Origin of the sequence: Burkholderia sp. MSMB1588 (assembly GCF_001546925.1) — a bacterium.
Classification (GTDB): domain Bacteria; phylum Pseudomonadota; class Gammaproteobacteria; order Burkholderiales; family Burkholderiaceae; genus Burkholderia; species Burkholderia humptydooensis.
Genome location: NZ_CM003770.1, coordinates 2,288,806 through 2,314,277, shown reverse-complemented (window position 1 = coordinate 2,314,277; position 25,472 = coordinate 2,288,806). Strand labels below are relative to the sequence as shown.

The window sequence follows — 25,472 nt, the reverse complement described above, 5'->3', positions numbered from 1 at the left end:
CCGTGCACGGCGCCCGCTTCCGGCTCCAAACGACAATGAGACAAACTTTCCTTGCGCCTCAAAAAGACCTTCTGCTGCTGCTGTCCCGCATCCTGCTCGTCATCCTGTTCGTGATCTTCGGCTGGGAGAAGCTGCTGAATTTCTCGGGCACGGTCCAGTTCATGACCGCGGAAGGCACGCCGCTGCCGTCGATCGCGGCCGTCGTCGCCATCGTGATGGAGTTCTTCGTCGGCATCGCGATCCTGATCGGCTTCTGCACGCGGCCGCTCGCGCTGCTGCTCGGCCTCTACACGATCGGCACCGCGTTCATCGGCCATCGCTACTGGTCGATGCCTGCTGCCGAGCAGATGAACATGATGATCCACTTCTACAAGAACCTCGCGATCACGGGCGGCTTGTTCGCCCTGTGCGCGGCTGGCCCCGGACGCTATTCGCTCGATCGCGGCTGAGCGGCGTGCCGGACGTGTTGTGAACCTGAGAGAAGACAACAGGCGGAGAACAATGGGTTTTCATTCGAGGAAGATGATGGCCGCGCTCGTCGCGGCCGGGCCGGCGCTCGCTTGCGCGCAGACGAGCGTCACGCTTTATGGCCGCGTCGACGGCGGCGTCGAATATCTGAATCACATCGCGAATCCTTCGGGCGGAAGCTCGTCGCGCTGGAGCGCCGAGAGCGGCGACTGGGGCACGAGCATGTTCGGCCTGAAGGGCGCCGAGGATCTGGGCGGACGCACGTCGGCGATCTTCAACCTGGAGACCGCATTCCAGGTGATGAACGGCACGACGGGCGGCGGCCGGATGTGGTCGCGGCGCGCGTACGTCGGCTTGAGGAACGACACGTGGGGCACGCTGCAGGCGGGCCGCAACCTCTTCATCGACAGCGATGGCGTGTGGGAATTCGATCCGTTCGTCCAGCAGGCGTTTTCGTCGGCGTCGCTCGTGCGCGGGCGCAACTGGCAGCAGACGAGCAACAACGTCGAGTATCACAGCCCGGTGTTCGGCGGCTTCGACGTGCAGGCGCAGTATGCGTTCGGCAATCAGTCGCGCGGCTTCAACTACGGCGCGCAGGGCGACTTCGGCCGCTCGGACGGCGTGATGATCTCGTATCACTCGCCGATGCTCGACGTGCGCGGGATCTATGACGAACTGCGCGACAGCAACGGCCGGATGAGCAACATCTTCTCGAGCTCGCGCGAATATTTCATCGGCGCGAACGTGAAGGTGCAGAAGTTCAAGATCCAGGGCGCGTACACACATTACTCCGCGCCCGATACGCCGGCGGGCCTCGCGGATCGCGCCGATCACTTCTGGCTCGGCGCGACGTATCAGGCGAATCCGCAATGGGCGGTGACGGGCGGCGGCTACTACGTGCGCGTGCGCGGCGGCGACGGCGGCGACGCGTCGCACGATCCGTCCGGCCACGCGATCATGTATGCGCTCGGGACGACTTACAACCTGTCGAAGCGCACGTTCCTGTACGGCACGCTCGCCTATGTGCGCAACGGCGGGAATTCGAACTTCTCGCTGCTCGCGACGCCGCGCGACGCGACGCCGAACACGAGCCCGCTCGCGGGAGAATCGCAGACGGGCGCGTATGTCGGGATGATGCATACCTTCTGACGCGTGCGTCGCGCGGTGCGGGAAGAGAGGATGTCCGCCGATCGCCCGGAGGTCTTTTTTTCGCAGGCAACCGTGCGCGCGAACGTACCGGATCGCCCGCGCGTCGCGCTTGAGCATGATGCGGCCGTTCGGGCATTAGAGAAAAACACGGATTGCCGGGCAAAATCGGCCGACGCAAAGTTGTACATACAACTTCGGCGCGGCCGGAATCGCCGCATCGAAACGGTTCGTCAACTCCCGGAAACCCGACGGACAGGTTGCGCGCCCGCTTCGCGGCGGCAGCGCGCCGCGCCCGCGCACATCGAGGAAATCGCAGATGCTCTTTCAAGGCTTCGGCCCGCTGCTGTGGGTCGGTACGGTCGAGACGGTCAAGCTCGCCGTGCTGTCGCTCGCCGCGTCGCTCGCGCTCGGGCTCGCCGGCGCGGCCGCCAAGCTGTCGTCCAATCGCGCGTTGGCGAGCGTCGGCACGTTCTACACGACGCTGATTCGCGCGGTGCCGGATCTCGTGCTGATGCTGCTGCTGTTCTACGGCATCCAGATCCTGCTGAACGATGCGACCGACATGCTCGGCGTCGATCAGATCGACATCGACCCATTCGTCGCCGGCATCGTCACGCTGGGCTTCATCTACGGCGCTTACTTCACCGAGACGTTTCGCGGCGCGTTCCTCGCGGTGCCGCGCGGCCAGCTCGAAGCGGGCTTCGCGTACGGGATGGGCGCGTGGCGCGTGTTCGCGCGGATCATGTTCCCACAGATGATGCGCTTCGCGCTGCCCGGCATCGGCAACAACTGGCAGGTGCTCGTGAAGGCGACCGCGCTCGTGTCGATCATCGGCTTGGCCGATGTCGTGAAGGCGTCGCAGGACGCCGGCAAGAGCACGCTGAACTTCTTTTTCTTCACGCTCGCGGCCGGCGCGATCTATCTGGCGATCACGACGCTGTCGAACCTCGTGCTGATGTACCTCGAAAAACGCTATTCGGCGGGCGTGCGGAGGCTGGCGCTGTGATTCAGATCATCGGTCAATATTGGCAGAACTACCTGTTCAGCGACGGCTATCGGTTGAGCGGCCTCGCGATCACGCTATGGCTGCTCGTCGTGTCGATCGGGCTCGGCTTCGGCCTCGCGGTGCCGCTCGCGATCGCGCGCGCGTCGCGCAGCCGCGCGGTGTCGGGCCCGGTCTGGCTCTATACGTATGTGTTCCGCGGCACGCCGCTCTACGTGCAACTGCTGCTCTGCTACACGGGCATCTACAGCCTGAGCGTCGTGCACGACCACGCATGGCTCGACGGCTTCTTCCGCAGCGCGATGAACTGCACGCTGCTCGCGTTCACGCTGAACGAATGCGCATACGCGACCGAGATCTTCGCGGGCGCGATCAAATCGACGTCGCCGGGCGAGATCGAGGCGGGGCTCGCATACGGGATGCCGCGGTTCAAGCTGTACACGCGGGTGATCCTGCCGTCGGCGCTGCGCCGCGCGCTGCCGAGCTACAGCAACGAAGTGATCCTGATGCTGCATGCGACGACGCTCGCGTTCACGGCGACGGTGCCCGACATCCTGAAGGTCACGCGCGACGTCAATTCGGCCACCTACGCATCGTTTCAGGCGTACGGGATCGCGGCCGCGCTGTATGCCGTCGTCGTGTTCGCGCTGATCTGGCTGTTCCGCCGGATGGAAGCGCGCTGGCTCGCGTACCTGAGGCCGCAGGGGCATTGATGCGCGCGTCGCGCGCGGGCGGTACCGATCAACGAAGCACAACGACGATCAAATACGATCAGGGACGACGGCGAATGTACAAGCTGACGGTGGATGACCTGCACAAGAAGTTCGGCGACAACGAAGTGCTCAAGGGCATCTCGCTGCAGGCGAAGGCGGGGGACGTGATCAGCATCATCGGCTCGAGCGGCTCGGGAAAGAGCACGTTCCTGCGCTGCATCAATTTTCTCGAGCAGCCGTGCTCGGGGACGATCACGCTCGGCGACGAGTCGATCCGCGTGACGCGCGACCGGCGCGGCGCGCCGAAAATCGGCGATCCGAAGCAATTGCAGCGGATGCGCGTGAAGCTCGCGATGGTGTTCCAGCACTTCAACCTGTGGGCGCACATGACGGTGCTCGAGAACGTGACCGAGGCGCCCGTCAGCGTGCTCGGCCTGTCGCGCGCCCAGGCCGAGGCGCGGGCGCGCGAGTATCTGCGGAAGGTGGGGCTTGCGCCGAGCGTCGAGGCGAAGTATCCGTCGCACCTGTCGGGCGGCCAGCAGCAGCGCGTCGCCATCGCGCGGGCGCTCGCGATGGAGCCCGAAGTCATGCTGTTCGACGAGCCGACGTCGGCGCTCGACCCGGAGCTCGTCGGCGAAGTGCTGAAAGTGATGCAGGCGCTTGCGGAAGAAGGGCGAACGATGATCGTCGTCACGCACGAGATGGGCTTCGCGCGCAACGTGTCGAATCACGTGATCTTCCTGCACCAGGGGCGGATCGAAGAGGAGGGACATCCGCGGGACGTGCTCGTCAATCCGAAGAGCGAGCGGCTGTCGCAGTTCCTGTCGGGCAGGCTCAAGTAGGCGGCCGGCCGGCGGCGGCGCGCGCACGCCGGCTCATTCGCCGCTCGTCCACTCGACGTTCGCGCCGACCGAGCGCAGATTCTCGACGAAGTGCGGATGCGCGCGCCGGATCGGCTGCGCGTTCAGGATCTCCGAGCGTCCGTCGATGCTCGCCGCGACCATCAAGAGCGCGATCGCGACGCGAATGATGTACGGGCTCTCGACACGCGCCGGGCTGAGCGGCAGCCCGCCGAACGTGATCAGCCGATGCGGGTCGGAGAGGAACACGTGCGCGCCGAACTTCGACAACTCGCCCGTCCAGCCCATCGCGCCGTCGTAGACCTTGTTCCAGAACATCACGCTGCCTTGCGCCTGCACGCCGAGCGCGATGAAGATCGGCAGCAGATCGACGGGCAGGTAAGGCCACGGCGCGGCCTCGACCTTCGTCAGGATGTTGCGCGTAAACGGCTGCTTGACCTTCAGCGGACCGTCGCGCAGCGCGTGCGACCAGCCGTTCTCGTGCTTGACCTGCACGCCGAACTTCGCGAAGGTCCGGTCGATCAGCGGGAACTGCTCGGGCGAGCCGTTGCGCACCGCGATGTCGCCGCCCGTGATCGCGCCGAGCGCGAGGAACGTCGCGATTTCGTGGAAGTCCTCGTTGAAGCGGTATTCGCCGCCCACGAGCGCGCGGCCGCCCTGGACGCTCAGATGCGACGTGCCGATGCCCTCGATCGGCACGCCGAGCATCGCGAGGAACCGGCAGAACTCCTGCACGTGCGGCTCCGACGCGGCGTTGACGAGCGTCGACGTGCCGTTCGCCGACGCCGCGCACAGCACGAAGTTCTCGGTCGTCGTGACGGATGCGTAGTCGAGCCAGTGATGATTCGGCGTGAGCGGGCCGTCGGCGCGCACGATCAGCGAATCGGACGTGCGCTCGATCCGCGCGCCGAAGCGCTCGAACACTTCCACGTGCGGATCGATCTCGCGCACGCCGAGCGTGCAGCCCTTCACGTCGTTCTCGAGCCGTGCGACGCCGAAGCGCGCAAGGAGCGGCGGCACCAGCATGATCGACGAGCGCATCTCCTCCGGCAGCCGGTGCACGGCCGGATCGAACGCGGTCGCGCGATGGTGCAGGTCGAGCACGCCGGTGGCGTAGTCGATCGCGACATCGCTGCCGAGCGTGCGGAAGATGTCGAGAATCTTGCGGACGTCGGTGATGTCAGGCACGCCGACGAGCCGCAGCGGCCGGTCGGTGAGGAGCGTCGCGCACAGGATGGGGAGGACGGCGTTCTTGTTGGCGGACGGCGTGATTTCTCCGCGAAGCGGGGCGCCGCCGTGGACGATCAGGTTCGACATGTTCGGATGCAGGTGGATGTAATGACGCGCAAGGTCGATATCATGCCACCGATCGCGAGGATTTCGCAGATTCGTCGCGCGGCTCGGCGCGTCCGGCGTGCCGCGGAAAACGGCCGGGCACTTGAGGCGGGCACTTCACAGGCATCGCGCGAAAGGGGATCATCGCATTGCGCGAAGCAACGGCGATCGTACCCTTTTCAAGCGAGGCGACGCATGCAAACCGACGATTCCCCGATCTACGAAGGTGGTTGCACATGCGGCGCGGTGCGCTACCGGATGACATCCCGGCCGCTCATCGTGCATTGCTGCCATTGCCGCTGGTGTCAGCGGGAAACCGGCACGGCGTTCGCGCTGAACGCGCTGATCGAATCGGACCGCTTGCTGCTGCTGCGCGGCGAAGTCGACATCGTCGATACGCCGTCGAACAGCGGCAAGGGCCAGAAGATCGCGCGCTGCCCGCACTGCCGCATCGCGGTATGGAGCCATTATGCGGGCGGCGGCAGCGCGGTGAGCTTCGTTCGCGTCGGCACGCTCGACGAGCCGGACCGCCTGCCGCCCGACATTCATATCTTCACGTCGTCGAAGCAGCCGTGGGTGATCCTGCCGCCCGACGCACGCGCCGTTCCCGAGTACTACTCGTCAGACGAAGTCTGGTCGGCCGAGAGCCGCGCGCGACGCGCGGCGTTGCGCGCGAAGCGGGAACGTTAGCGGCGTCGGCGGCCGTTGCGTGCGACGTGTCGCGCCGGCGTTTCGGTTCATGTCATGCCGGCAGCGCCGGCACGTCGGGCGTTACAGGCAACTGTTGATGTCGCCCGCGGCCGCGCCGTCCGCCGAGCCGCTGCCCGCGCGGAAGCCGACCGAGGTCTTCGCGTTGCCCGAGAATGCGGGGCGCACGACCGCGGCCGCGCCGTTCGGCGGCTGCTGGCCCGGCACATAGACGTCAGCGGCGAGACCGTTCGCGAGCACGTTCTGCGTGACGACCTGTTGTTGCGACTTGTCGGCCCAGGTCTTCGCAATGCAGGCCGAGACGTCCGGCGCGGGTTTCTGGCTCTGTCCCACGTTCTTGATATCGGCGCCCGCGGCGCTGGCCGAAGTTGCCACGATCAATGCGATGAGCGGTAAGTATTTCACGTTATCTCCCTCTGGTCGTGATTCGTGAATCGGATTTCAACAGGTACTACGATCCAGTCTGAGTGCGCATCGCCCGCGATGTTCCAACAATTCGGAAACAAGATGTTAAGGCGCTTGCCAATCGCGTCGGCGTGCGCTGTGCGTGGCGCGTGCGAATACCGCCGCCCCGGCGTTGCCGGGGCGACGTGCGTGCTTGCGGATGATTTGATTGGCGCTGCGAAGAAATGAAGCAGGAAGGCGGCGCGCGATCCGCCGCGCCGGCTGAGGCGATCGAAACCGTCAGCCTACGCCGCGCGGCTCTTCGGCCGCTGGCGCAGGGTGCATGCTAACGGTGGCCCCGTCGCGTTCGTATTCGTTGAGTTCATGATGGCAAAGACCGCACGCAATGACTGTTAAGCACGTTCAAATCGGCGGGCCGCGAATGTCATGGATTGTTTGACGCGCGGTCCCGGTTTGGCGGGGACATGCGGACCTCATTGAACCGACGAAGTTTTTACTCCCGGGGCTCATGCTTCGGCTTGCGCGTATCGCCGCGAGCCGGATGGGTTCGTAGATTGGCCCGCGGATTGGTCCGCAATAAATGGAGCGCGTGGCGCGGCGAGCTTGCGTAACGTGCAGGGCATCTCTTGTCGACCGACTCCGAACGAGGTGCAACGATGCCCCGCCTTTCCATTCCATTCCGGCGCCTCGCGCTGTCGAACTGCGTTGCGCAGTCGGCCGAGCAGATCGGCCTCGCGGTGACGCCGCTCGTCGCCGTGCTGACGCTTGGCGCGAGCGCAAGCGGCACCGCCTTGCTGCAGACGGCGCAGACGCTGCCGTTTCTGCTCCTTTCGATTCCGCTCGGCGTATGGGCGGATCGGCATTCGCGCAAAAGGATCATGGCGGCGGCCGAGGGCCTGCGCGCGCTCGCGCTGGCCGTCGCGCTGGCGCTGCTCGCCGCGCATGCGCTGACGCTGCCGTCGCTCGCGATGCTCGGCTTCGTCGGCGCGTGCGGGACCGTCGCGTATGGCGTGGCCGCGCCGGCGCTGGTTCCCGCGCTCGTCGGCCGCGCGGAACTGGCGCGAGCGAACGGCGTCATCGAGCTCGCGCGCAGCGCCGCGTACTCGGCCGGCCCCGCGATCGGCGGCGCGCTGGTCGGCTGGACCGGCGCGAAATGGGCCTATGGCGTGGCGGCGATGCTGTCCGCCTATGCGATGCTGCTGCTGGCCCGATTGCCGGACGCGCGCTCGCCGGCCGCGCCGCGCAAGCGCTTCGCCGCCGAGCTGCGTGACGGCGCGCGGTTCGTCTATCGCGATCGTCATCTGCGGCCGATGATCGTCACCGCAGTCTTCTTCAATATCGGCTTTTTCACGTTGCAGGCGGTATATGTGCCGTATGCGGTCCATCATCTGATGCTGGGCGCGCCGCGGATCGGCATGACGTTCGCCGCGTACGGCATCGGCATGATGGGCGGCGCGTCGATGGCGCCGGCGATCGCGCGGCGCCTCAAGTTCGGCGTCGTCCTCACGATCGGGCCCGTCTGCGGCCTCGCCGCGTCGCTCGTCATGGTCATGTCGATTTTCGTGCCGTCGTTCTGGCTCGCGGCGTCGGGCTTTTTCCTGCTCGGCGTCGGGCCGATCGTGTGGACGGTCGCGTCGACGACGCTGCGTCAGGCGATCACGCCGTCGACGATGCTCGGCCGCGTGTCCGCGATCAACAGCGCCGCGACCTATGGCGCGCGTCCGCTCGGCGCGCTCGCGGGCGCCGTCGTCGCGGGCCGGTTCGGGATCGACGCGTGCATCTGGGCGTCGGTCGCGGGCTTCGCGATTCAGGCGGCCGTGATCGTACTGTCCGCGGTGTCGAGGCTCGAGCGGATTCCGGATGCGGCGTATGCCGTGCCGCAGCACGCACCGCTGCCCGATTGAGCGATGGCGGCGGCGGTCGGCTCGCCGGGCGAGGCATGTTCGGCGCCATTTTCGGTTTCATCGCGGTGCTGATCGCGACGATCGTGATGTTTACGGTCGGCAACACGATGAACATGGCGGTGATGGAGCGCACCCACGAAATCGGCACGCTGCGCGCGATCGGCGTGCGCGGTGCGGGCATCCGGCGCATGTTCGTCTGCGAGGACTTCCTGCTCGGCGTCTGCGGCGCGGCGCTGGGCACGCTGCTCGTGTTCGGTGCGAGCTTCCTGATCAATCGCGCGCAACTGCACTGGACGCCGCCCGGCCAGACGGAGCCGATGCTGCGGCCGCCGCGCCCGTTGCCCGCAGCAACTGGCGCGGCACGTTTGAAGCGGCCGCGGCGAACTACACGGCCGCGAGCCAGACGGGGCCCGTGACGCTCGACGACAACCTGCGCATGTCGAGCACGCTCGCCTACGACGGCACGTTCGGCGCGTGGCGGGTGATCGTGTCGAACCGCCTCGACGCGGGGTGGCGCGCGGGCGTCGCGCAGACCAACGCGGTCGATACGCTGCAGCAGGCCTACGTGAGCTGGCGCGCGAGCCCGAATGCGATCGTCGATGTCGGGCGCATCAATCTGCGCGAGGGCGTCGCCTCCGGGTTCAATCCGACCGATTTCTTCAAGGCGGGCGCGCTGCGCTCGGTCGTGTCGATCGACCCGGAGAGCCTGCGCGAGAACCGGCTCGGCAGCGTGATGGCGCGCGGGCAGATTCTGTGGGACGGCGGCTCGGTGACGGCGCTCGTTTCGCCGCGCATCGACACGCGGCCGAGCGCCGCGACCTTCAATCCCGATTTCGGCGCGACGAACCGGTGGACGCGCTACATGCTGAGCGTGTCGCAGCGGCTCGTCGGCGAATTCGCGCCGCAATGGCTGCTGTACGGCGGCGAGCGGATCTCACCGCAACTCGGCGTGAACGCGACCGCGCTGATCGACGACGCGACGGTCGGCTTCGTCGAATATGCGATCGGGCGCGGCAACGCGATCGCCGACACCGCGCAGGCGCCGAAGCGGCTGACGTCGAAGCTCGCGACGGGGCTCACGCATACGTTCGCGAACAAGCTGTCGCTGACGCTCGAATACGATTACGACGGCGCGAGCGCGAGCCGCGGCGCGTGGCTTGCGCTGCAAAACGATTCGGCGCGCTACTGGGGGTATCGCGCGAGCGCGAGCGTCGCGCAGGAATTGATGACGCGGCAGTCGCTGTTCGTCTATGCGTCGATGCCGGATGCGTTCGTCCGGCATCTCGATCTGAAGGCGATGGGCCGCTACGATATCGACGATCACAGCTACTTCACGTGGCTGGAGGCGCGTTACCACTGGCCGCGCACCGACGTCGCCGTGCAGTGGCAGGGCAATCACGGCGCGTCGCGCAGCGTGTACGGCGCGCAGGCGCAAAGCGAGATCGTGCAGGGCGTCGTGACGTTCTTCTTCTGAGCTCCGCCGGCGGCGGTTGCGGGATCGGGCGGCGGGGGCGGGGCGCGCGAGCGCGCGCGGCGCGCAGCCATCGCGTCATGCGTCACGCATCGATTCGACCATCAGTTCGAGTCGAACGTGTATGCGCCGTCCTTGTCGCGCGGCCCGTTCGCGTACCGGACGCAGCGTGCGGCCACGTTGATCGCGCGGCCGAGCGGCATGCCGACGAGCAGGCCCCACACCGCGAACGACAGCAGGACGAACGTGCTCGTCGCGGCCCACGGCTTCGCGGCCGCGATCGCGTAATGCATGTACGTCTCGGCGGCGAACGTGAGCATCAGCGTCGCGAGCAGGCTCGCGTCGCCGGGCAGGCGAACGACGAGGCGCGATTGCGCGACGTTGAATTGCAGCCGCCAGCGGCGCGCATGGAGCCAGCCGAGCACCGCGCCGGCCGCGAGGCTCGCGAGCGCGACGGCGTCGGCGCCGATGCCGGCGTGCGGAAACAGCGCGTTGAGGCTCGTGATGCCGAGCATCGCGAACACGATCGGCGACAGCAGCGGCCGCGTCGGCGTCACCTGGCGCGGAAAGCAGCGTTTCACGCCGATGTAGACGAGCGCGCAAAACAGCACGTAGACGTAGCTCGGGAGATGGAACGTTGGGTACATGATCGAATGGCCTTCATCGGGCTTGTCTGTCGGTCACGATAGACGCGATCGGACACGTGCGCGTCGGTTTGCGACGAACGGCGCGTTCCGGGCGACGAACGGCGTCGATGTGCGATGAATGTTGCGACGAGCGATGGTGAATCGTTGGTGAATCGTTGGTGAATCGTTGGTGAATCGTTGGCGAATCGTGGGCGAATGGGCGGCCCGATCCGGGCGACGCGGGCAGGTTGCCCGCGAATCGGCGGGCGGAATCGGCGCACGCACGGGCGTCGGCGCGCGTTTCGTTCCGTTGCGTTTCGATGCATGCTGCGTCGCAATAATCCGCGCCTGCCGATCGGCAATGTCGTTCGATGCCGTTCGACGCCGCGCAGGGAACGGAGAACGGGAAACGACGAACGGTCGACGGCGCGGGCGGCCCGCCGCATTCCACGCACCGAACCGGCGCGGCGTTCCACTACAATCGTCACCGTGGCGTTGCGGCGCGTCGGATGCCGCGGCGCCTCGTCGCGCGCCTGCGCCGTTCGTCGCACGCGCCGCCGCCGATGCGCGCCTGCGTTATGGTTGCACGTTATGGTTGCAGTATCGCGCCCGTTCGCGTTCATGCTCACGCTCCGTTCGACACCATGCAAAGCCGGCTCCATTCCTTCTTTTCCGCGCGGACGGCCGACTCCGGCGCCGCGCGGCCCATGCGCAGGATGCTGGGGCTGGCCGGACTCGTGCTGTTCAACTGCATCGTCGGCCTGAGCTCGTGGGCGAACCGCCGCGACGACGCGGTGCTGCCTTATCTCGTGCTCGCGAACGGCATCGGCCTGTCCGCGCTGCTGCTCAGCCGGTGCGCCGACAAGCTGACGCGCGGCAAGCTCGCGGTGCTGCCGAAGGTGCTGATCATCGCGCCCGTCAGCGTGCTCGCCGGCTTCGAGATCACGGCGTCGACGATCGGGCACGTGCCGCATCTGATCGGGCGCGCAAGCGTTCGCGAATGGTTCGCGTACGGATCGTCGTTCGCGGTCGCCGGCATCGCCTGCGCGTTCCTTTCATTGTTCATGCAGGCGGCGCGGATGCGCGCGTCGCTCGAGACGCAGCGCCGCGAGGCGGCCGAGGCGCGCCAGGCGGAGACGGCCGCGCGCCTCGCGCTGCTGCAGGCGCAGATCGAGCCGCATTTCCTGTTCAACACGCTCGCAAACGTGCAGAGCCTGATTGAACGCGATCCGGCGCGCGCGTCGACGATGCTCGACAGCCTGAACCGGTATCTGCGCGCGAGCCTCGGCCGCACCCGCAAGGCGACGTCGACGCTCGGCGAGGAGCTCGAACTCGTCGAGGCGCTGCTGCAGATCGCGTCGATCCGGCTGGGCGAGCGGCTGCGCTATGCGATCGACGTGCCGGCGTCGTTGCGGGAGCTCGCGTTTTCGCCGCTGCTGTTGCAGCCGCTCGTCGAGAATGCGCTGCTGCACGGGATCGAGCCGTCGATCGACGGCGGCGAGATCCGCGTGAGCGGCCGGCGCAACGGCAGGATGCTCGATCTGAGCGTGATCGACACGGGCGTCGGCCTCGGCAACGGCGAAACCAAGCTGCATGGCGGCGTCGGGCTGGCCAACGTCGTCGCACGCATCAAGAGCCTCCACGGCGAGCGCGGCCGCGTGTCGGTCGGCGCGACGGCCGGCGCCACGCGGGGCGTGACCGCGACCTTGCAAATCCCGATCGATTGACATGCCGACCGCGCTCGTTGCCGATGACGAACCGAACCTTTCCGCCGAGCTCGCCGAGCGTCTCGCCGAGCTGTGGCCCGAGCTCGAGATCGTCGCGACGCCGCGCAACGGCGTCGACACGCTGGCCGCGCTGAATGCCGCGCGCCCCGACATCGCGTTTCTCGACATCCGGATGCCCGGCATCGACGGCCTCAAGCTCGCGAGCCTCGTGCCCGACGTGCACGTGGTGTTCGTGACGGCGTACGACGAGTACGCCGTCGAGGCGTTCGACCGCTCGGCCATCGACTACCTGCTCAAGCCCGTGACCGACGAGCGCCTTCTGCGCTGCATCGCGAAGCTGCAGCGCGGCGGCTTCGCGGCGCCGGGCGCGCAAGCGCTGTCGGACGCGAGGCTGCCGAAGGAGCCGACGCCGATCCGCTGGCTGACGGTGGGGCTGAAAGACACGACGCGGCTCGTGCCCATCGACGACGTGCTGTATTTTCAGGCACTCGACAAATACACGGAGGTCGTGACGGCGGGCGAGCGGCACGTGATCCGCACGCCGCTGAAGGAACTGCTGCAACGGCTCGACCAGGATCGCTTCGCGCAGGTGCATCGCGGCGTGATCGTGGCGTATGCGGCGGTCGACCGGATCGAGCGCGATCTGCTCGGGCGCCTGCGCATCCATCTGCGCGGCCACCGGGACGTGCTGCCCGTGAGCCGCGCGTATGCGGGGCTGTTCAAGCACATGTGACGCGCACATGCCGGTGAACCGGCCGCGCGCGAGCGTCGCCAATTACAACCGGGACGGCGCGACGAACGGCGGCGGGAATCGCAGTTCGTGTGGCGCCGCCGCGCCGGCCTTGCGGATTCGATGAGGCGGCGGCCCGAACCGGCTCGCGCGCCTCACGCGCCGCGCAGCACGCCGACGCGCGCGAGCCGGTCGGGGCGCGGCGTCGCGTCGCCGGCGATCCAGCGCAGCGCCTGCGCCGCCTCGTCGGGGCTCACCGCGATGCCGTTGCCGAGCGGCTCGCACGGCACGTAGGCGGGCGCCGCGTCGTCGACGCTGCTCGCGAGCGCTGCCGCGGCGGCCGGGCTCGCCGCCCGCCGCGCGCCCGTTTCCGTATGGCCGCCCGGCTGCGCGAACGGCGTCAACGCGCCGCTCGCGACGAGGAACAGCAGGTTCTGCCGGATCTCCCGCGGGTTGCGGCGCTCCCCCCCGAGACGGGTGACGATCTCGCCGATGCGCATCGCGCCCTGGCCCATCAGCGCGCGCAGATCGGCGATGAAGTCCGGCTGAAAACTGATCGCGCCGCGCGGAATCGTCACGCGCGCGTCGATCCGGTCGACCTCGGTCGTGCAGCCGATCGCGATCTCGTCGAGATGGCGGAGCGCGTCGGCGGGCGCCGCGCTCGCGCGCGCGCCGCGCACGAACACGTCGCGGCGAAAGCGGCGATTGACGGCGAAGTCCTCGGCCAGATGGCGCAGCCGCGCGTTCGGCAGCGCCGCGATCGCGTCGGCTGCCTGACGGTCGATCAGCAGCATCGGATGATTGTCCGCGAGCGTCGCGCTGCCCGCGTAAGCGAGGCCCGCTTCGGCCATTTCGTCGACGACGTCCACCGAGTAATGGATCTTCCACGTCCCGTTCAGGAATTCGTGCGCGAGGTAGTCGAGCGGATCGTTCGCGAGCGCGGCCAGCGCGTCGGTGGCGGCCGGATTGTCGCGGAAGTAGCGAAAGCTCGGGCTGCCGAGCTTTTGCATGCCGGCGATCGCGCTGCCCGTGCGCGCTTCGATGCCGCCGTCGGCCGCCTGCGCGAGCTCGAGCATCAGCTTGCGCAGCGGCGCCTCGGCCGACCAGCCCGGCTGGCAGTTATAGCTGAGATAGACGAGCCCGCCGTCGGCGAGCCGGCGCGAGAGCAACTGCCGGATCACGCGGCGGACGTCGGCGTCGACCCAACTGTAGATGCCGTGCATCACGATGAAGTCGAACGGCGGCAGATCCTGCTCGAGCAGCGCGTCGAAGCTCGCCTCGTGGAACGCGACGTTGCCGATGCCGAGCCGGTTCGCGCGCCGCGCGGCGGCTTCGATATGGGCGGGATTGAAGTCGCAGGCGTGAAATTCGGCGTGCGGAAACGCCGCTGCATTGATCACGGTCGAATGCGCGAAGCCGCAGCCGAGGTCGAGGTAGCGGAACGGCCGGCCGAGTTCCTTCGGGCGGGCGCCGCCCAGCACGCTCGCGTAGTTGAGCCACGCGGGGGACAGTTCGCGATGGAAGCGGTCCGGGAACGTCACGTCGCTCAGGTAGCCGGAGGCGGGATCGGATGCTTGCATGGGAATGAAGGGCACGACTCGGTTGCCGATTCCTGCGCGGCCCGCGAAGCGTCGCCGGGCCGCGCGGCGACCGGCAGGCCGGCTTTCGGCCTGTCGTGGAAGCTTACCATACGGTCCTTGGGCGTAGCCGTCATGGCGGACGATCGTGTTGCGCGGCTCCCGAATCCGGCCGCGCGCCGCTCAACCCGCCTTGCGCGCCGGCGCGAAGCGGCGCTTGACGAACGCGGCGGGATGCGCACGGCGGAAGCGTTCGCGCTTGTGCTCGTCGTCGAAATGGCGCAGCGCCGGCTTCACGAGATCGCTGCGCGACACGATGCCGACGAGCTGCATCGTGTCCGGATCGGCGACGACCGGCAGGCGTTCGAGCTGATGCACGGCGAGCCGCGTCGCGACGAGGCGGCACGTTTCGTCGGTGAGCGAAAAGAGCGGGGCGCGGCGCGGCAGCATGTCGATTACCCGCGGGTCGGCCGCCTGCGCGTTGACCGCCTGCGTCTGCGCCGCTCGCGCATCGCCTGCCTGCCTGTCGCTGTCGTCCGCGCCGCCTTCGCGCGCGTCGGCGCCGCGATCGAGCGTCGCGCGATCGAGCATGCCGATCAGCACGCCGTCGCGCACGACCGGATACGCGCGGTGCGCCTGCGTCGCGCCGAAGTACCGCGCGCGCACGATGTCGGCGCTCAGGTCCGCGTCGATCGTCACGGCGCCGCGCGTCATCACTTCGTCGACGTAATGGCGCTCGAGCGGATCGACGCCGTATTCGCGATAGATGTGATAGCCGCGCCGCGCGATCTTCTCGGTCATGATCGAGCGCTTCATCACGACGGTCGCGAAGCCGTGCGCGACGAGCGTCGCGGTGAGGAGCGGCAGCAGCGCGTTCGTGTCGTGCGTGAGGCCGAACGCGAACACGATCGCGGTGAGCGGCGCGCCGAGTGTCGCGCCGAGCGTCGCCGCCATGCAGACGAGCGGCCACAGCGCCGGCTCGCCGCCCGGCAGCGCGGGCCCGAGCAGCGTGCCGAGCCCCGCGCCCAGCATCAGCAGCGGCGCGAGCACGCCGCCCGAGGTGCCCGAGCCGAGCGCGATCACCCAGATCACCGCCTTGACGACGAGAATCGCGAGCGCGATCTGCAGCACGATGTGCCCGTGCAGCAGATCGCCGATCACGTCGTAGCCGACGCCGAGCGCGCGCGGCTCGATCAGCCCGCCAATCCCGACCGCGAGGCCGCCGATCGCGGGCCACCACATCCAATGGACGGGCAGCTTGCCGAACCAGTCCTCGGTCTTGTAGAGCGCGACCGACAGCCCGCACGCGAGCGCGCCCGACAGGAATCCCGCCAGCGCGCACGAGCCGAGTGCGGCGGCCGTCGGCGCCGCCGTCTCGACCGGAAACAGCGGGCCGACGCCGAAGAACGCGGCGCGCGCGAAGCCCGCGACCGCGCACGCGAGCGCGACCGGCAGGAAGCTGCGCGGCCGCCATTCGAACAGCAGCAGCTCGACGGCGAGCAGCACGGCGGCCACCGGCGTGCCGAACACGGCGGTCATCCCGGCCGTCGCGCCCGCGACGAGCAGCGTCTTGCGCTCGGCCGCCGTCACCTTCACGAACTGCGCGATCAGCGAGCCGATCGCGCCGCCCGTCATGATGATCGGGCCTTCGGCGCCGAACGGCCCGCCGCTGCCGATCACGATGCCCGACGCGAGCGGCTTGAGCACCGCGACCTTCGGCGACATCCGGCTCTTGCCGAACAGGATCGCCTCGATCGCTTCGGGAATTCCGTGGCCGCGGATCTTCTCCGAGCCGAAGCGCGCGATCAGCCCGACGGCGATGCCGCCCGCGACGGGCACCGCGGCCGCCCACGGCCCGAGCGTGTTCAGCGCAGGCGAGCGGTCGGCGAACGAGAACTGCTGGAAGAAGAACAGGTTCGTGAACAGGTGGATGAGGCTCAGCAGCGCGAACGCGGCGAACGTGCTGAGCACGCCGATCGCGAGCGCGAGGAGCGCGATGCGCGGCAGTCGCGCGTTCGACGCGAAATCGCGTTTGTGTGGGGCGGCGATGCTCATGATGTCGGGGGGAAACGTTCGTGGTCTTATCGGTTCAGTAATCGATCTGCGGCACCTGGAACGCGCCTCGCAGCGATTTCAGCTCGGCGCGGTGCAGCTCGGCGAGCCGCGCGAGCACGCGCTCGCCGGCCGCCTCCAGATGCACTTCGACTTGCCGGCGGTCGGTGTCGCTCGGCCTGCGCCGCACGAGGCCGAGCGCCTCGCAGCGCGTCACCAGCGCGACGACGCCGTGATGCTGCGCCTGCAGCCGCTCGGCGAGCTCGCCCACCGTCGCCCAGTCGCGCGCCGGATAGCCCTTGATGTGCAGCAGCAGCAGGTATTGCAGCGGCGTGATGCCCTCGCTTTGCGCGGCCCGTTCGGAGAAGCGCTCGAAGCGCCGCATCTGATAGCGGAATTCGGAAAGCTGTTCGAAATCTGTCTTGCGCAGCTCGCGTGCCGGTTTCGTCATCGACGTTCCAACGTGATAGAAAAAAGGCGAAAAATATATCACATTGTGATGTATTTTCGCGGCATTGGGCATGCCCGGATTCATGGTGCCGAGTCCCTCCTCGCTGGGTCGTCCGTTCGTTGCTTCGTCGCTTCGCCGCCGGTCACGCGGCGAGCCGCACCTGCGATTGCCTGTAGAGCCCGGCGATCAGGTCCGCCTGCGTGACGATGCCGGCGAGCTTGTGGTCCGCGTCGACCACCGGAATGTGGTGGTGGCCGTGATCGGCGAAGAGCGGCACGAGCTCGGCGATCGGCGTCGTCGTGCGCGCCGTGTGCACGCGCGCGCTCATCACCGCGCGCGCGACGAACGGCGGGCCGACGAGCGAGCGCGGCAGCCGCGCGGACAGGTTGCGCAGGAAGCCGGGCGTCGCGTAAGGCGCGGCCTTCGACAAGTCCGCGCGCGTGACGATGCCCACGACGCGGGCGTGAGCGTCGACGACGGGCAGCGCCTTGATCCGGTGCCGGTCGAGCAGCGTCATCGCGGCGGGCAGCGGCGTGTCGGGCGTGATGCTGATCGGGTGGCGCGACATGATGTCCGCGCACGTCAGCTCGTCGAACGTGCGCGCGTACGCGCGCAGCTCGGTTTCGCGCAGCAGCGATTCGAGGTCTTCCGGCGCGACGTCGAGCCATTCGCTGCGGCTCTTCAGCGCCGCCTCGAGATCGGCGCGCAGGAAGCGCGCGTGCGGCGGCGTGGCCGCGGCGTGCGCGTTCGATTCGGGCTGCGGCCGCGCGCCGCCGTGCGGATAGCGGTGGCCGGTGAGCGCGTGATAGGCGAGCGCCGCGCCGAGGAGCGCCGCCGATTGCAGCGCGATCGGCTCGACGACGAAGCGAAAGCCGAGCGCGTGCACGGCCGGGCCGCCGACGACCGCCGTCAGCGCGACCGCGCCCGACGGCGGATGCACGCAGCGCAGCGCGAACATCGCGCCGATCGCGCAGGCGATCGCGAGCGACGCGGCGAGCACGGGATCGGCGATCCACTGCGCGCACGCGACGCCGACCGCCGCCGCGACGAGGTTGCCGCCGATCAGCGACCACGGCTGCGCGAGCGGGCTCGCGGGCACCGCGAACAGCAGCACGGCGGAGGCGCCCATCGGCGCGACGAGAAGCGGCACGTCGCCCGGAATGCCCGGCAGCACGCGCATCGTCACGCCGACGCAGCCGATGCCGACGAGCGCGCCCGCGCACGAGCGCAGCCGCTCGCGCCGGCCGAGCGTGACCGGGATCGGGACGAAGCGCAGGAGCCAATGAACGAGGCGATGACGAAACGCGGGGGACGAAGACAAGGTCGGACTGCCGTAACGTAAATGGAAGGGTGCGCCGATCGGTCGCGCGACGGGCCCGAAATTATATGCCATTGTGATATAAATTGCTGACCTCGCCGATTGCGCGGTCGGCTGTCGGCGTTTCGGGATGCGGAAAATCGGCGCGAGCGCGCGCGCCGGCGCGCATCGGCGTACAATTCGCCCGATCTGATCTCGACGAATCACATAATTTGCCGCCCGCGATGCCCGCCCCCAGCCTGTCTCATGGCCCGCGCATCCGGTCGATCAGCCGTCCCCGGCCGCGCATCGCGGCGAGCGCCGCATCCCGCCGGCCATCGTTTCCCATTCATTCCCGAAGCCCATCTCATGGACATGCTCGATAACATGCGCCTGTTCGTGCGCGTCGTCGAAGCCGGCAGTTTCACCGCGGTCGCGAAGGAAATCGACGCGACCACGGCCCAGGTGTCGCGCGCCGTTTCGAATCTCGAAGCGCACGTGCAAACGCGCCTCTTGCACCGCACGACCCGTCACCTCGGGTTGACCGAAAGCGGCCAGCGCTACTTCGAACGCGCGAAGTCGATCCTCGCCGAGATCGACCATGCGAACGCCGAGGCGCGCAACGCGCTGCTGCGGCCGAGCGGCAAGCTGCGCATCCATGCGATGACGGGGCTCGGGCAGAGCCACGTGGTGTCGTCGATCGTCCGCTATCAGGAAGACAATCCGGACGTGTCGGTCGAGCTCACGCTCGCGCAGCGGATGCCGAATCTCGTCGAGGAGGGCTACGACGTGTCGATCGTGTCGGCGTCGCATCTGCCCGATTCGGGCTACGTCGCGCAGACCTGCGGGACGAGCTGCAGCGTGCTCGTCGCGTCGCGCGAGTATCTCGCCCGGCACGGCACGCCGACGACGCCCGAGGACCTCGCGAAGCACGTGTGCCTGCGGCTCGACACGCCGGCGTCGCCGGGCGGCGAGTGGCGGCTCGAGCGCGACGACGGCGACGAGACCGTGTATGCGCTGCCGCCCGCGCCGTTCCAGGCGAACGTGCCGGACGCGCTGTCGGTGGCGGTGCGCGCCGGGCGCGGGATCGGCTCGATCGCGCTGTACACGGCGCTCGACGACATCCGCGAAGGGCGGCTCGTGCGCGTGCTGCCGAACTATCGGCTCGACACGCTGAGCGTGTACGCGGTCTACGCGACGCGCCGCTATCTCGACGCGAAGATCCGCACGTTCCTCGATCATCTGCGCACGACGCTCGCGCCCGCGCTCGAAAACGATCTGAAGGAACTCAACCGGCTGAAAGGCGGCGCGGGGAAGGTGTTGCGCGAGGTCGCGTAGCGGCGTTGCGCATCGCCGCGCGACTCGCCGATCGCCGGCGTCGGCCGGGGCGGGCCGGAAGAGCATGCCTGCCGCGCCGGTGCGCGGTCAGTGCGTGACCGACAGGAACAGATACGCGGCGAACAGCGACAGATGCACGACGCCGTGCAGCACCGTCGTGCGCCCCATGCTGAGCGTCAGCGTGCTGACGAGGAGCGTGAGCGACAGCAACACCGTCTCCATCGCGCCGATGCCGAGCGTGAGCGGGTTGCCCGTCCAGATGAACACCGCGGCGACGGTCGGGATCGTCAGGCCGATGCTCGCGAGCGCGGAGCCGAGCGCGAGGTTCATGCTCGTCTGCAGCCGGTTCGCGCGCGCCGCGCCGACGGCGGCGAGCCCTTCGGGCAGCAGCACGAGCGCGGCGATCACGATGCCGACGGCCGCCTCGGGCGCGCCGAGCCGGAGCACCGTGCGCTCGACCGCGGGCGACAGGAGCTTCGCGAGCAGCACGACCGCGACGAGGCTCACGAACAGGAACACGATGCTCGTGAGCGCGGTGCGCCCGCTCGGCGGCACCGCGTGGATGGATTCGTCGGCGCTGCCGTCGATCAGGAAGTAGTCGCGGTGGCGGACCGTCTGCACGAACACGAACACGCCGTACAGCACGAGCGACGATACGCCGGCGAACGCGAGCTGCGACGTCGACAGCCGCGGGCCGGGCGCGGCGCTCAGATAGTTCGGCATCACGAGCGAGAGCACCGACAGCGACGCGAGCACCGCGAGCGCCTTCGTCGCGCCGCGCCCCTGGAAATCCTGCTCGCCGTGCTTCCAGCCGCCGACGAGCAGGCACAGCCCGACGATCCCGTTGCAGACGATCATCACCGCGGCGAACACGGTGTCGCGCGCGAGCCCCGCTTTCTCGGGGCCGGCCGACAGCATCACCGACACGATCAGCGCGACCTCGATTACGGTGACGGCGATCGCGAGCACGAGCGTGCCGAACGGCTCGCCGACGCGATGCGCGACGACTTCGGCGTGGTGAACGGCGGAGAACACGGCGCCCGCGAGCGCGGCGGCGACGAATGCGATGACGAAGCCTTCGGCCGGCACGACGCGCGACAGCGCTAGCACCAGCCAGGCGGCGAGCGGGGCGGCGAGCGTCCAGCGCGGGAGAGCGGACGATGAGATCGGCATGAAGTGTCCTTGGTCGTGGCAGGGCGCGAGCAGGGATTCTAACAGGCGGTCCGGCACCGAAATCCGGCGCCCGGCCGTGCGGCGCTTCGGCGAGTGGCCGGCGGCCACGCCATCCGGACGACCTGAAGACGCTCGCCGACCTCGCGAAATTCCCGCTCTCGACGAAGGACGACTTGCGCGAGAACTAGCCGTTCGGCCTGTTCGCGGTGCCGCGTGAGCAGGTGGCGCGCGTGCACGCGTCGAGCGGCACGACAGGCAAGGCGAAGCGGGTGATCGACAGGCGCGGCAAGGCGGCGTGAGAGGGCGCCGCCTGGCGGCGCGGCATGCGGCGAAGCCGCGGACGTGTCCCCCTGCGCCGCGTCGATTCGATCGCCGGGCCGTTCGCGTCGCGCGAGGTTGGAGGAAGCGGAGGCGGGAACCCGGGCGACGGTTCGCCGGTCGATGACCGTGTAGCCGGCCTCGGCGGCTCGCCGAGCGACGATGCGCCGGGTTCGGTCGGCATCATCGGTGTCTAGCTGCCGGCCATCGAATCGACATGAGGACAACGAACACAATGGTCACGACGAGCGTCAAGGCGATCATCCGAAGCGGCAACGCGGTGCTGTTCCTGCGTAATCCGCGCGGCGAATGGGAACTGCCGGGCGGACGCCCGGAATCCGGCGAATCCCTCGAAGCGGCGCTGCGCCGGGAAGTATTGGAAGAATGCGCGCTGACCATCACGTCGATGCGCTACGCGGGCAGCCGATCATGCGAAGTCGTGCCCGGCGGGCACGTGCTGATCGTCTGTTTCCGGTGCGAGTTCGACGGGCATGCAATCGCGATCAGCGACGAGCACGATCGTTTCGGATGGATCGACGCCCGCGCCCCAAAACCCGGCAATCTGCCCGCGTTCTACTGGGCGTTCTGCGTCGACGGCGAACCCGGCGAATAGTGGATCGGCGAGGGCGGTCAACGCATGGCGCGCGGACGATGCGCGCGCTCGCGCATGCTCTACAATGGCGCGGCCGCGCGAGCGGCCTCCGATAACCGTTCTTCGTCCCCCGCTTCCCGATGATCGTCGACCGCCTGATCTCCGAAACCCTGTTCGGCTTCACCGGCCTCATGGGCATCATCAATCCGTTCGGCATCGCGTTCCTCTTCCTCGAGCGCACCGAGTCGCTGACGGAGGCGCAGCGCGCGGCGCTCGCGCGCAAGGTCGCGATCAATGCGTTCGTCGTGCTGCTCGCCGCGTTCTTCGTCGGCACGCCGATCCTGCATTTCTTCGGCATCTCGCTCGAGGCGCTGCGGATCGGCGGCGGCCTCGCGGTCGCCGTGGCCGGCTGGCAGATGCTCAACGAGCCCGACGTGCCAACGGGCGGCGACACCGGGGCGACGCCCGTCGAGCCGCGCAACGCGATGGCGCGCGCGTTCTTCCCGCTGACGATTCCGCTGACCACGGGCCCCGGCTCGATCGCAACCGCGATCGCGCTGAACGCGAACCGCACGCACAAGCTGTCGGAATTCCTGCTGTCGAGCATCGTGTCGGTCGCGGTGTCGGCGCTCGCCGCGCTCGTGATCTGGCAGACGTACAGCCGCGCGGCGTTCCTCGCGCGCTATCTCGGCACTGACGGGACGAAGGTCGCGATGCGCGTGTCGGCGTTCCTGCTGCTGTGCGTCGGCGTGCAGATCATGCTGACGGGCTTCTCCGAGTTCCTGCAGCCGATCGCCGATCAGGTGAAGTGACGGTCCGGGCGATGCGGCGCGCGGGAGAGCGCTCAGCGCGCCCCCGCGACCATCGGATACGTGAACAGCCCGAAATGCGCGAGATTCAGGCCGACGTGCGCGAGCACCGCCGCCTGCAGCCCGCCTGCGCGATGCGCGAGCCCGTAGCCGACGCCCGCGACGGTGGCGAGCGCGACCCATTGCCAGCCGCCCGCGACATGCGCGGCGCCGAACAGCAGCGCGGCCGCGCCGAGCGCGACTGCGCCCGAAGCCGGCACGCGGTTCGCGAGCAGCCGGCCCAGCCCGCCTTGCAGATAGCCTCGGAACAGCGCCTCCTCGGCGAAGCAGACGAACAGCAGATTGTTCGCGAACCACAGCCAGGCCGATTCGGGCCACTTTGGCGCCCAGCCGACGAGGCCGACGCCGAACGCGAACACGAGGCAGACCGCCGACGTCGCGACGGCCGCGACGATGCCCGAGCGCCAGGCGCGCGCGCGATCGTCGATCGGCTGCAGCCACGGCAGCGCCCACAGCAGCCAGAAGCCGACGAGCGGCTTGTCGAGATTCAGGTACATCGAGAACGGCGCGGCGTCGGGCGTGTAGCGCACGGGGCCGATCACGCGCGGGTTGTGAAATCCCGGCAGCCAGTGGAGCATCAGCGCAACCGCGAGCGCGACGAACACGACGTGCCCGGCGACGCGAACGGCCGCATGGCGCTGCGGCGCGACCGCATACGCGGCGGCGGCGAGAAGCGCGATCGGCGCGAGCGCGACGGGCGCCATCAGGCCGGCCGCGAACGCGCCCGCATAGCCGAGCGCGCCGAGGCCGACGCTCGCCGCGCGCAGCTTGGGAAACCAGACGGCCGCGAGCGCGGCGGCGAAGAGGGCGGCCCACGGAGCCGCGAGCCAGAAAGTGTTGCCGGACATGAAGAGAACCACGAATGATCTGATGAAAAGCCGCCCATCATAACGCGTTCGCGATCGCTCCCCTCGGGCCATGCCGCCCGATCCTCATCGCGAAGCCCATCCGAGCAGGCCGCGCCCATACCGCGCGCCGGCCAGCGACAGGAGCGCCGCCACGCCGACGTTCCACACGAGGATCATCGCCGTCGCGTCGATCGGATGGAGCAGCGAGAGCGCGACGGCGGACAGCGCGGACACCGCGAGACCGCCCGCGGCCGCCGCGGGCGCCGGCGCGAGCCGCGCGACGTGGCGCGACATCAGCAGCAGCGCGAGCGACAACGGCGCGCCGACGAGCGTCAACGTCGCGAAGCAGCGCAGCGTCTCGCCGGCCGATATGCCGGCCGGACCGATCTCGACCCAGTCCGTGAGGCACCCGTAGCCGATCGTCGACATCCAGGCGACGAACGCAGGCATCGGCAACAGCAGCCAGCGCAGCGAACGCCCCGGAACGCCGACCACGAACGCCGCGACGGCCGCCAGCACGCCGGTCGCCGCCGCGGCGGCCACGCGCGTCGCGAACAGCGGCTCGTGCAGCCTGAGCGGCAGATCGGGCCTCGCGCCGTGCGCGACGGCCACGCAGGCGAGCAGCGCGGCGGCGAACAGCAGCCAGCCGGCCGCCCGCCACGCCGGCGCGCGCAGGCGCCGGACGGGCGCGGCGTCATCGACGAGCGATTCGATCAGTTCGTCGGTGGACCTCATCGGCGCTCCTCCTCGCGTTCTTGCAGCAGCCTGCGCAGCGTCGCGATCCCGCGATGCACGGCGACCTTCAAGGCGACGACGGTCATCCCGGTCGCGAGCGCCGCCTCCTTCAACGACATTTCCTCGAGCTTCAGCAATCGGATCGCGTCGCGCTGTCCGGCCGGCAGCCGGCCCAGCATGTCGCGCAGCGTCCGGGCGTCGGCGGTTTCTTCCATGAGATTCGCTCCGTCGGCGGGCAAGGTTTCATGCTCCGGATCGAGCGGGACCTCCCGGGCCGCGGCGCGTCCCGAGCGCCGCAGCGCGTCGACCACGCGCCGGCCCGCGATCGCCACGAGCCACGGGCCGAACGGCCGGCCGGGGTCGTATGTGCGGCGCACCTCGTGGACGGTGATCAGGATGTCCTGCACGACGTCCTCGACGGCGTCCGCGTGGACGCCGTGCCGCGCCGCGAAGCGCCGCAGATACGGCGTGACGCTCGCGAGCAGGCGCCGGTACGCGTCCCGGTCGCCCGCCTGCGCGCGCGCCATCAGCGTCGACCAGTCGGGCGAGCCGTCCGCACGGATCGCGGGCCGCGCGCAGGCGTCGTCTGGCGCGCTCGGGGCGGCGTCCGGCTCGTTCGTCCGGAGTCGCGCGCCGTCATGTCGGATGTCGTCGGTCATGGTCGTCCACGCTCGGAGGCGGCGGCGCGACGCAGGAAATCCGCATCGCGCCGCGTAACCTTTTGTCGCGCCGGAGCGAAGTTTCTGACAAGGTCGCATCCCGCGATCGCAACCGCCTTTTCAGGAGAAGACACCATGAGCAGATCCGCTTTGAGCGTTTCGTCGCTGTCCGCGGCGATCGGCGTCGCGCTCGCGATGCAGGCCGCGCCCGCCGCGGCGCAGGGCATGAAGGACACGAGCGGCATGCCGCAGATCGTCAAGGACAACATGGCAAGGATGGCGCAAAACAAGCTCGAAAAGTGTTACGGCGTCAACGCGGTCGCGAAGAACGACTGCGCTGAGGGCGCGCATTCGTGCGCCGGGCAGGCGAGCCGGGCGCGCGATCCCCAATCGTTCGTGCTGCTTCCCGCGGGCGATTGCAGCAAGATCGCGGGCGGCACGCTGAAGGCGGGCTGACGCGCGTC

Annotated in this window: 26 protein-coding genes and 2 pseudogenes; 16 read left to right on the top strand and 12 right to left on the bottom strand. The window is 68.9% G+C overall.

The annotated features are described in order from the left end of the window. Positions 1-35: 35 nt before the first annotated feature. The 5 genes from WS92_RS09530 (at position 36) to WS92_RS09510 (ending at position 4,175) form a co-directional block, all read left to right on the top strand. Positions 36-449, top strand: coding sequence for a DoxX family protein (locus WS92_RS09530; protein ID WP_059929956.1), 414 nt, complete (start codon positions 36-38; stop codon positions 447-449). A gap of 52 nt (positions 450-501) precedes the next feature. Next, a complete protein-coding gene (locus tag WS92_RS09525) occupies positions 502-1,617 on the top strand; it encodes a porin (protein ID WP_059929954.1) in 1,116 nt (371 codons plus the stop codon). Between the two features lie 316 nt (positions 1,618-1,933). Further along, positions 1,934-2,623 carry an ABC transporter permease gene (gene hisQ / locus WS92_RS09520; protein WP_059929952.1) on the top strand — a complete coding sequence of 230 codons (690 nt, stop codon included), beginning with the start codon at positions 1,934-1,936 and terminating at the stop codon, positions 2,621-2,623. Next, positions 2,620-3,333, top strand: a complete 714-nt coding sequence (locus WS92_RS09515; protein ID WP_015603311.1) for an ABC transporter permease — start codon at positions 2,620-2,622, stop codon at positions 3,331-3,333. The genes hisQ and WS92_RS09515 overlap by 4 nt, the downstream gene beginning before the upstream one ends. Before the next feature lie 74 nt (positions 3,334-3,407). Then, complete coding sequence (locus WS92_RS09510) at positions 3,408-4,175, top strand: ABC transporter ATP-binding protein (protein WP_009914904.1); 768 nt, start codon at positions 3,408-3,410, stop codon at positions 4,173-4,175. A gap of 33 nt (positions 4,176-4,208) precedes the next feature. Here the strand turns inward: WS92_RS09510 and WS92_RS09505 are convergent, their stop codons facing one another. Then, positions 4,209-5,510, bottom strand: coding sequence for a UDP-N-acetylglucosamine 1-carboxyvinyltransferase (locus WS92_RS09505; protein ID WP_059929951.1), 1,302 nt, complete (start codon positions 5,508-5,510; stop codon positions 4,209-4,211). A gap of 213 nt (positions 5,511-5,723) precedes the next feature. Between WS92_RS09505 and WS92_RS09500 the strand changes: the two genes are divergently transcribed. After that, the gene (locus tag WS92_RS09500; protein WP_059929948.1) at positions 5,724-6,218 is read left to right on the top strand and encodes a GFA family protein; all 495 of its coding nucleotides are present in this window, start codon (positions 5,724-5,726) and stop codon (positions 6,216-6,218) included. Between the two features lie 81 nt (positions 6,219-6,299). Here the strand turns inward: WS92_RS09500 and WS92_RS09495 are convergent, their stop codons facing one another. Next, a complete protein-coding gene (locus tag WS92_RS09495) occupies positions 6,300-6,578 on the bottom strand; it encodes a hypothetical protein (RefSeq protein WP_231755900.1) in 279 nt (92 codons plus the stop codon). Between the two features lie 719 nt (positions 6,579-7,297). On the opposite strand from WS92_RS09495, the gene WS92_RS09490 reads away from it, so the two are divergent. Genes WS92_RS09490 through WS92_RS09480 form a run of 3 tightly spaced genes read left to right on the top strand, consistent with a single transcriptional unit; the run spans position 7,298 to position 10,019 of the window. Beyond that, entirely contained in the window at positions 7,298-8,545 is a 1,248-nt protein-coding gene (locus WS92_RS09490) for an MFS transporter (RefSeq protein ID WP_059929945.1), read from the top strand. A gap of 35 nt (positions 8,546-8,580) precedes the next feature. Then, entirely contained in the window at positions 8,581-8,961 is a 381-nt protein-coding gene (locus WS92_RS09485; protein ID WP_059929943.1) for an ABC transporter permease, read from the top strand. After that, positions 8,958-10,019 carry a hypothetical protein gene (locus WS92_RS09480; RefSeq protein WP_059929941.1) on the top strand — a complete coding sequence of 354 codons (1,062 nt, stop codon included), beginning with the start codon at positions 8,958-8,960 and terminating at the stop codon, positions 10,017-10,019. The genes WS92_RS09485 and WS92_RS09480 overlap by 4 nt, the downstream gene beginning before the upstream one ends. Before the next feature lie 101 nt (positions 10,020-10,120). Here the strand turns inward: WS92_RS09480 and WS92_RS09475 are convergent, their stop codons facing one another. Beyond that, positions 10,121-10,663, bottom strand: a complete 543-nt coding sequence (locus WS92_RS09475; protein ID WP_006027336.1) for a DUF6622 family protein — start codon at positions 10,661-10,663, stop codon at positions 10,121-10,123. Positions 10,664-11,349: 686 nt separating this feature from the next. Between WS92_RS09475 and WS92_RS09470 the strand changes: the two genes are divergently transcribed. Both WS92_RS09470 and WS92_RS09465 read left to right on the top strand, forming a co-directional pair. Beyond that, the gene (locus tag WS92_RS09470) at positions 11,350-12,369 is read left to right on the top strand and encodes a sensor histidine kinase (RefSeq protein ID WP_015602742.1); all 1,020 of its coding nucleotides are present in this window, start codon (positions 11,350-11,352) and stop codon (positions 12,367-12,369) included. A gap of 1 nt (position 12,370) precedes the next feature. After that, a complete protein-coding gene (locus WS92_RS09465; protein WP_059929939.1) occupies positions 12,371-13,102 on the top strand; it encodes a LytR/AlgR family response regulator transcription factor in 732 nt (243 codons plus the stop codon). A 152-nt stretch (positions 13,103-13,254) separates the two neighbouring features. On the opposite strand, the gene WS92_RS09460 is transcribed toward WS92_RS09465, so the two are convergent. The 5 genes and pseudogenes from WS92_RS09460 to WS92_RS37145 form a co-directional block, all read right to left on the bottom strand. After that, complete coding sequence (locus WS92_RS09460) at positions 13,255-14,679, bottom strand: class I SAM-dependent methyltransferase (RefSeq protein ID WP_231755895.1); 1,425 nt, start codon at positions 14,677-14,679, stop codon at positions 13,255-13,257. 180 nt (positions 14,680-14,859) lie between these two features. Continuing rightward, positions 14,860-16,731, bottom strand: a complete 1,872-nt coding sequence (locus WS92_RS09455) for a chloride channel protein (protein WP_059929935.1) — start codon at positions 16,729-16,731, stop codon at positions 14,860-14,862. Between the two features lie 34 nt (positions 16,732-16,765). Beyond that, positions 16,766-17,179, bottom strand: coding sequence for a MarR family winged helix-turn-helix transcriptional regulator (locus WS92_RS09450; protein WP_059929933.1), 414 nt, complete (start codon positions 17,177-17,179; stop codon positions 16,766-16,768). A gap of 142 nt (positions 17,180-17,321) precedes the next feature. Beyond that, on the bottom strand, positions 17,322-18,500 hold the full coding sequence (locus tag WS92_RS09445) for an HPP family protein (protein ID WP_059929930.1): 1,179 nt from the start codon (positions 18,498-18,500) through the stop codon (positions 17,322-17,324). Positions 18,501-18,561: 61 nt separating this feature from the next. Next, a pseudogene (locus tag WS92_RS37145) lies at positions 18,562-18,825 on the bottom strand (hypothetical protein). 20 nt (positions 18,826-18,845) lie between these two features. Between WS92_RS37145 and WS92_RS09435 the strand changes: the two are divergent. After that, complete coding sequence (locus tag WS92_RS09435; RefSeq protein ID WP_059929928.1) at positions 18,846-19,814, top strand: LysR family transcriptional regulator; 969 nt, start codon at positions 18,846-18,848, stop codon at positions 19,812-19,814. 87 nt (positions 19,815-19,901) lie between these two features. Here the strand turns inward: WS92_RS09435 and WS92_RS09430 are convergent, their stop codons facing one another. Then, positions 19,902-20,987 (bottom strand): calcium:cation antiporter, encoded by a 1,086-nt coding sequence (locus WS92_RS09430; RefSeq protein WP_009914918.1) that lies wholly within the window; start codon positions 20,985-20,987, stop codon positions 19,902-19,904. A 110-nt stretch (positions 20,988-21,097) separates the two neighbouring features. On the opposite strand from WS92_RS09430, the pseudogene WS92_RS34580 reads away from it, so the two are divergent. From WS92_RS34580 to WS92_RS09420, 3 genes and pseudogenes are all read left to right on the top strand, one after another. Then, positions 21,098-21,247 (top strand): annotated as a pseudogene (locus WS92_RS34580) (phenylacetate--CoA ligase); the annotation flags it as partial. A gap of 275 nt (positions 21,248-21,522) precedes the next feature. Next, on the top strand, positions 21,523-21,918 hold the full coding sequence (locus WS92_RS09425; protein WP_231755894.1) for an NUDIX domain-containing protein: 396 nt from the start codon (positions 21,523-21,525) through the stop codon (positions 21,916-21,918). 119 nt (positions 21,919-22,037) lie between these two features. After that, positions 22,038-22,709: a MarC family protein gene (locus tag WS92_RS09420; RefSeq protein WP_059929925.1), complete on the top strand. Its 672-nt coding sequence runs from the start codon at positions 22,038-22,040 to the stop codon at positions 22,707-22,709. 32 nt (positions 22,710-22,741) lie between these two features. Here WS92_RS09420 and WS92_RS09415 read toward each other — a convergent pair whose 3' ends face one another. The 3 genes from WS92_RS09415 to WS92_RS09405 all read right to left on the bottom strand — a co-directional run bounded on the left by WS92_RS09415 (position 22,742) and on the right by WS92_RS09405 (position 25,008). Further along, positions 22,742-23,614: a CPBP family intramembrane glutamic endopeptidase gene (locus WS92_RS09415; protein WP_059929923.1), complete on the bottom strand. Its 873-nt coding sequence runs from the start codon at positions 23,612-23,614 to the stop codon at positions 22,742-22,744. An 84-nt stretch (positions 23,615-23,698) separates the two neighbouring features. Then, the gene (locus tag WS92_RS09410; protein ID WP_006027321.1) at positions 23,699-24,349 is read right to left on the bottom strand and encodes an NrsF family protein; all 651 of its coding nucleotides are present in this window, start codon (positions 24,347-24,349) and stop codon (positions 23,699-23,701) included. Beyond that, positions 24,346-25,008 (bottom strand): sigma-70 family RNA polymerase sigma factor, encoded by a 663-nt coding sequence (locus WS92_RS09405; protein WP_059929921.1) that lies wholly within the window; start codon positions 25,006-25,008, stop codon positions 24,346-24,348. The genes WS92_RS09410 and WS92_RS09405 overlap by 4 nt, the downstream gene beginning before the upstream one ends. A gap of 135 nt (positions 25,009-25,143) precedes the next feature. Between WS92_RS09405 and WS92_RS09400 the strand changes: the two genes are divergently transcribed. Next, a complete protein-coding gene (locus WS92_RS09400; protein WP_041862084.1) occupies positions 25,144-25,464 on the top strand; it encodes a BufA1 family periplasmic bufferin-type metallophore in 321 nt (106 codons plus the stop codon). Positions 25,465-25,472 lie beyond the last annotated feature (8 nt).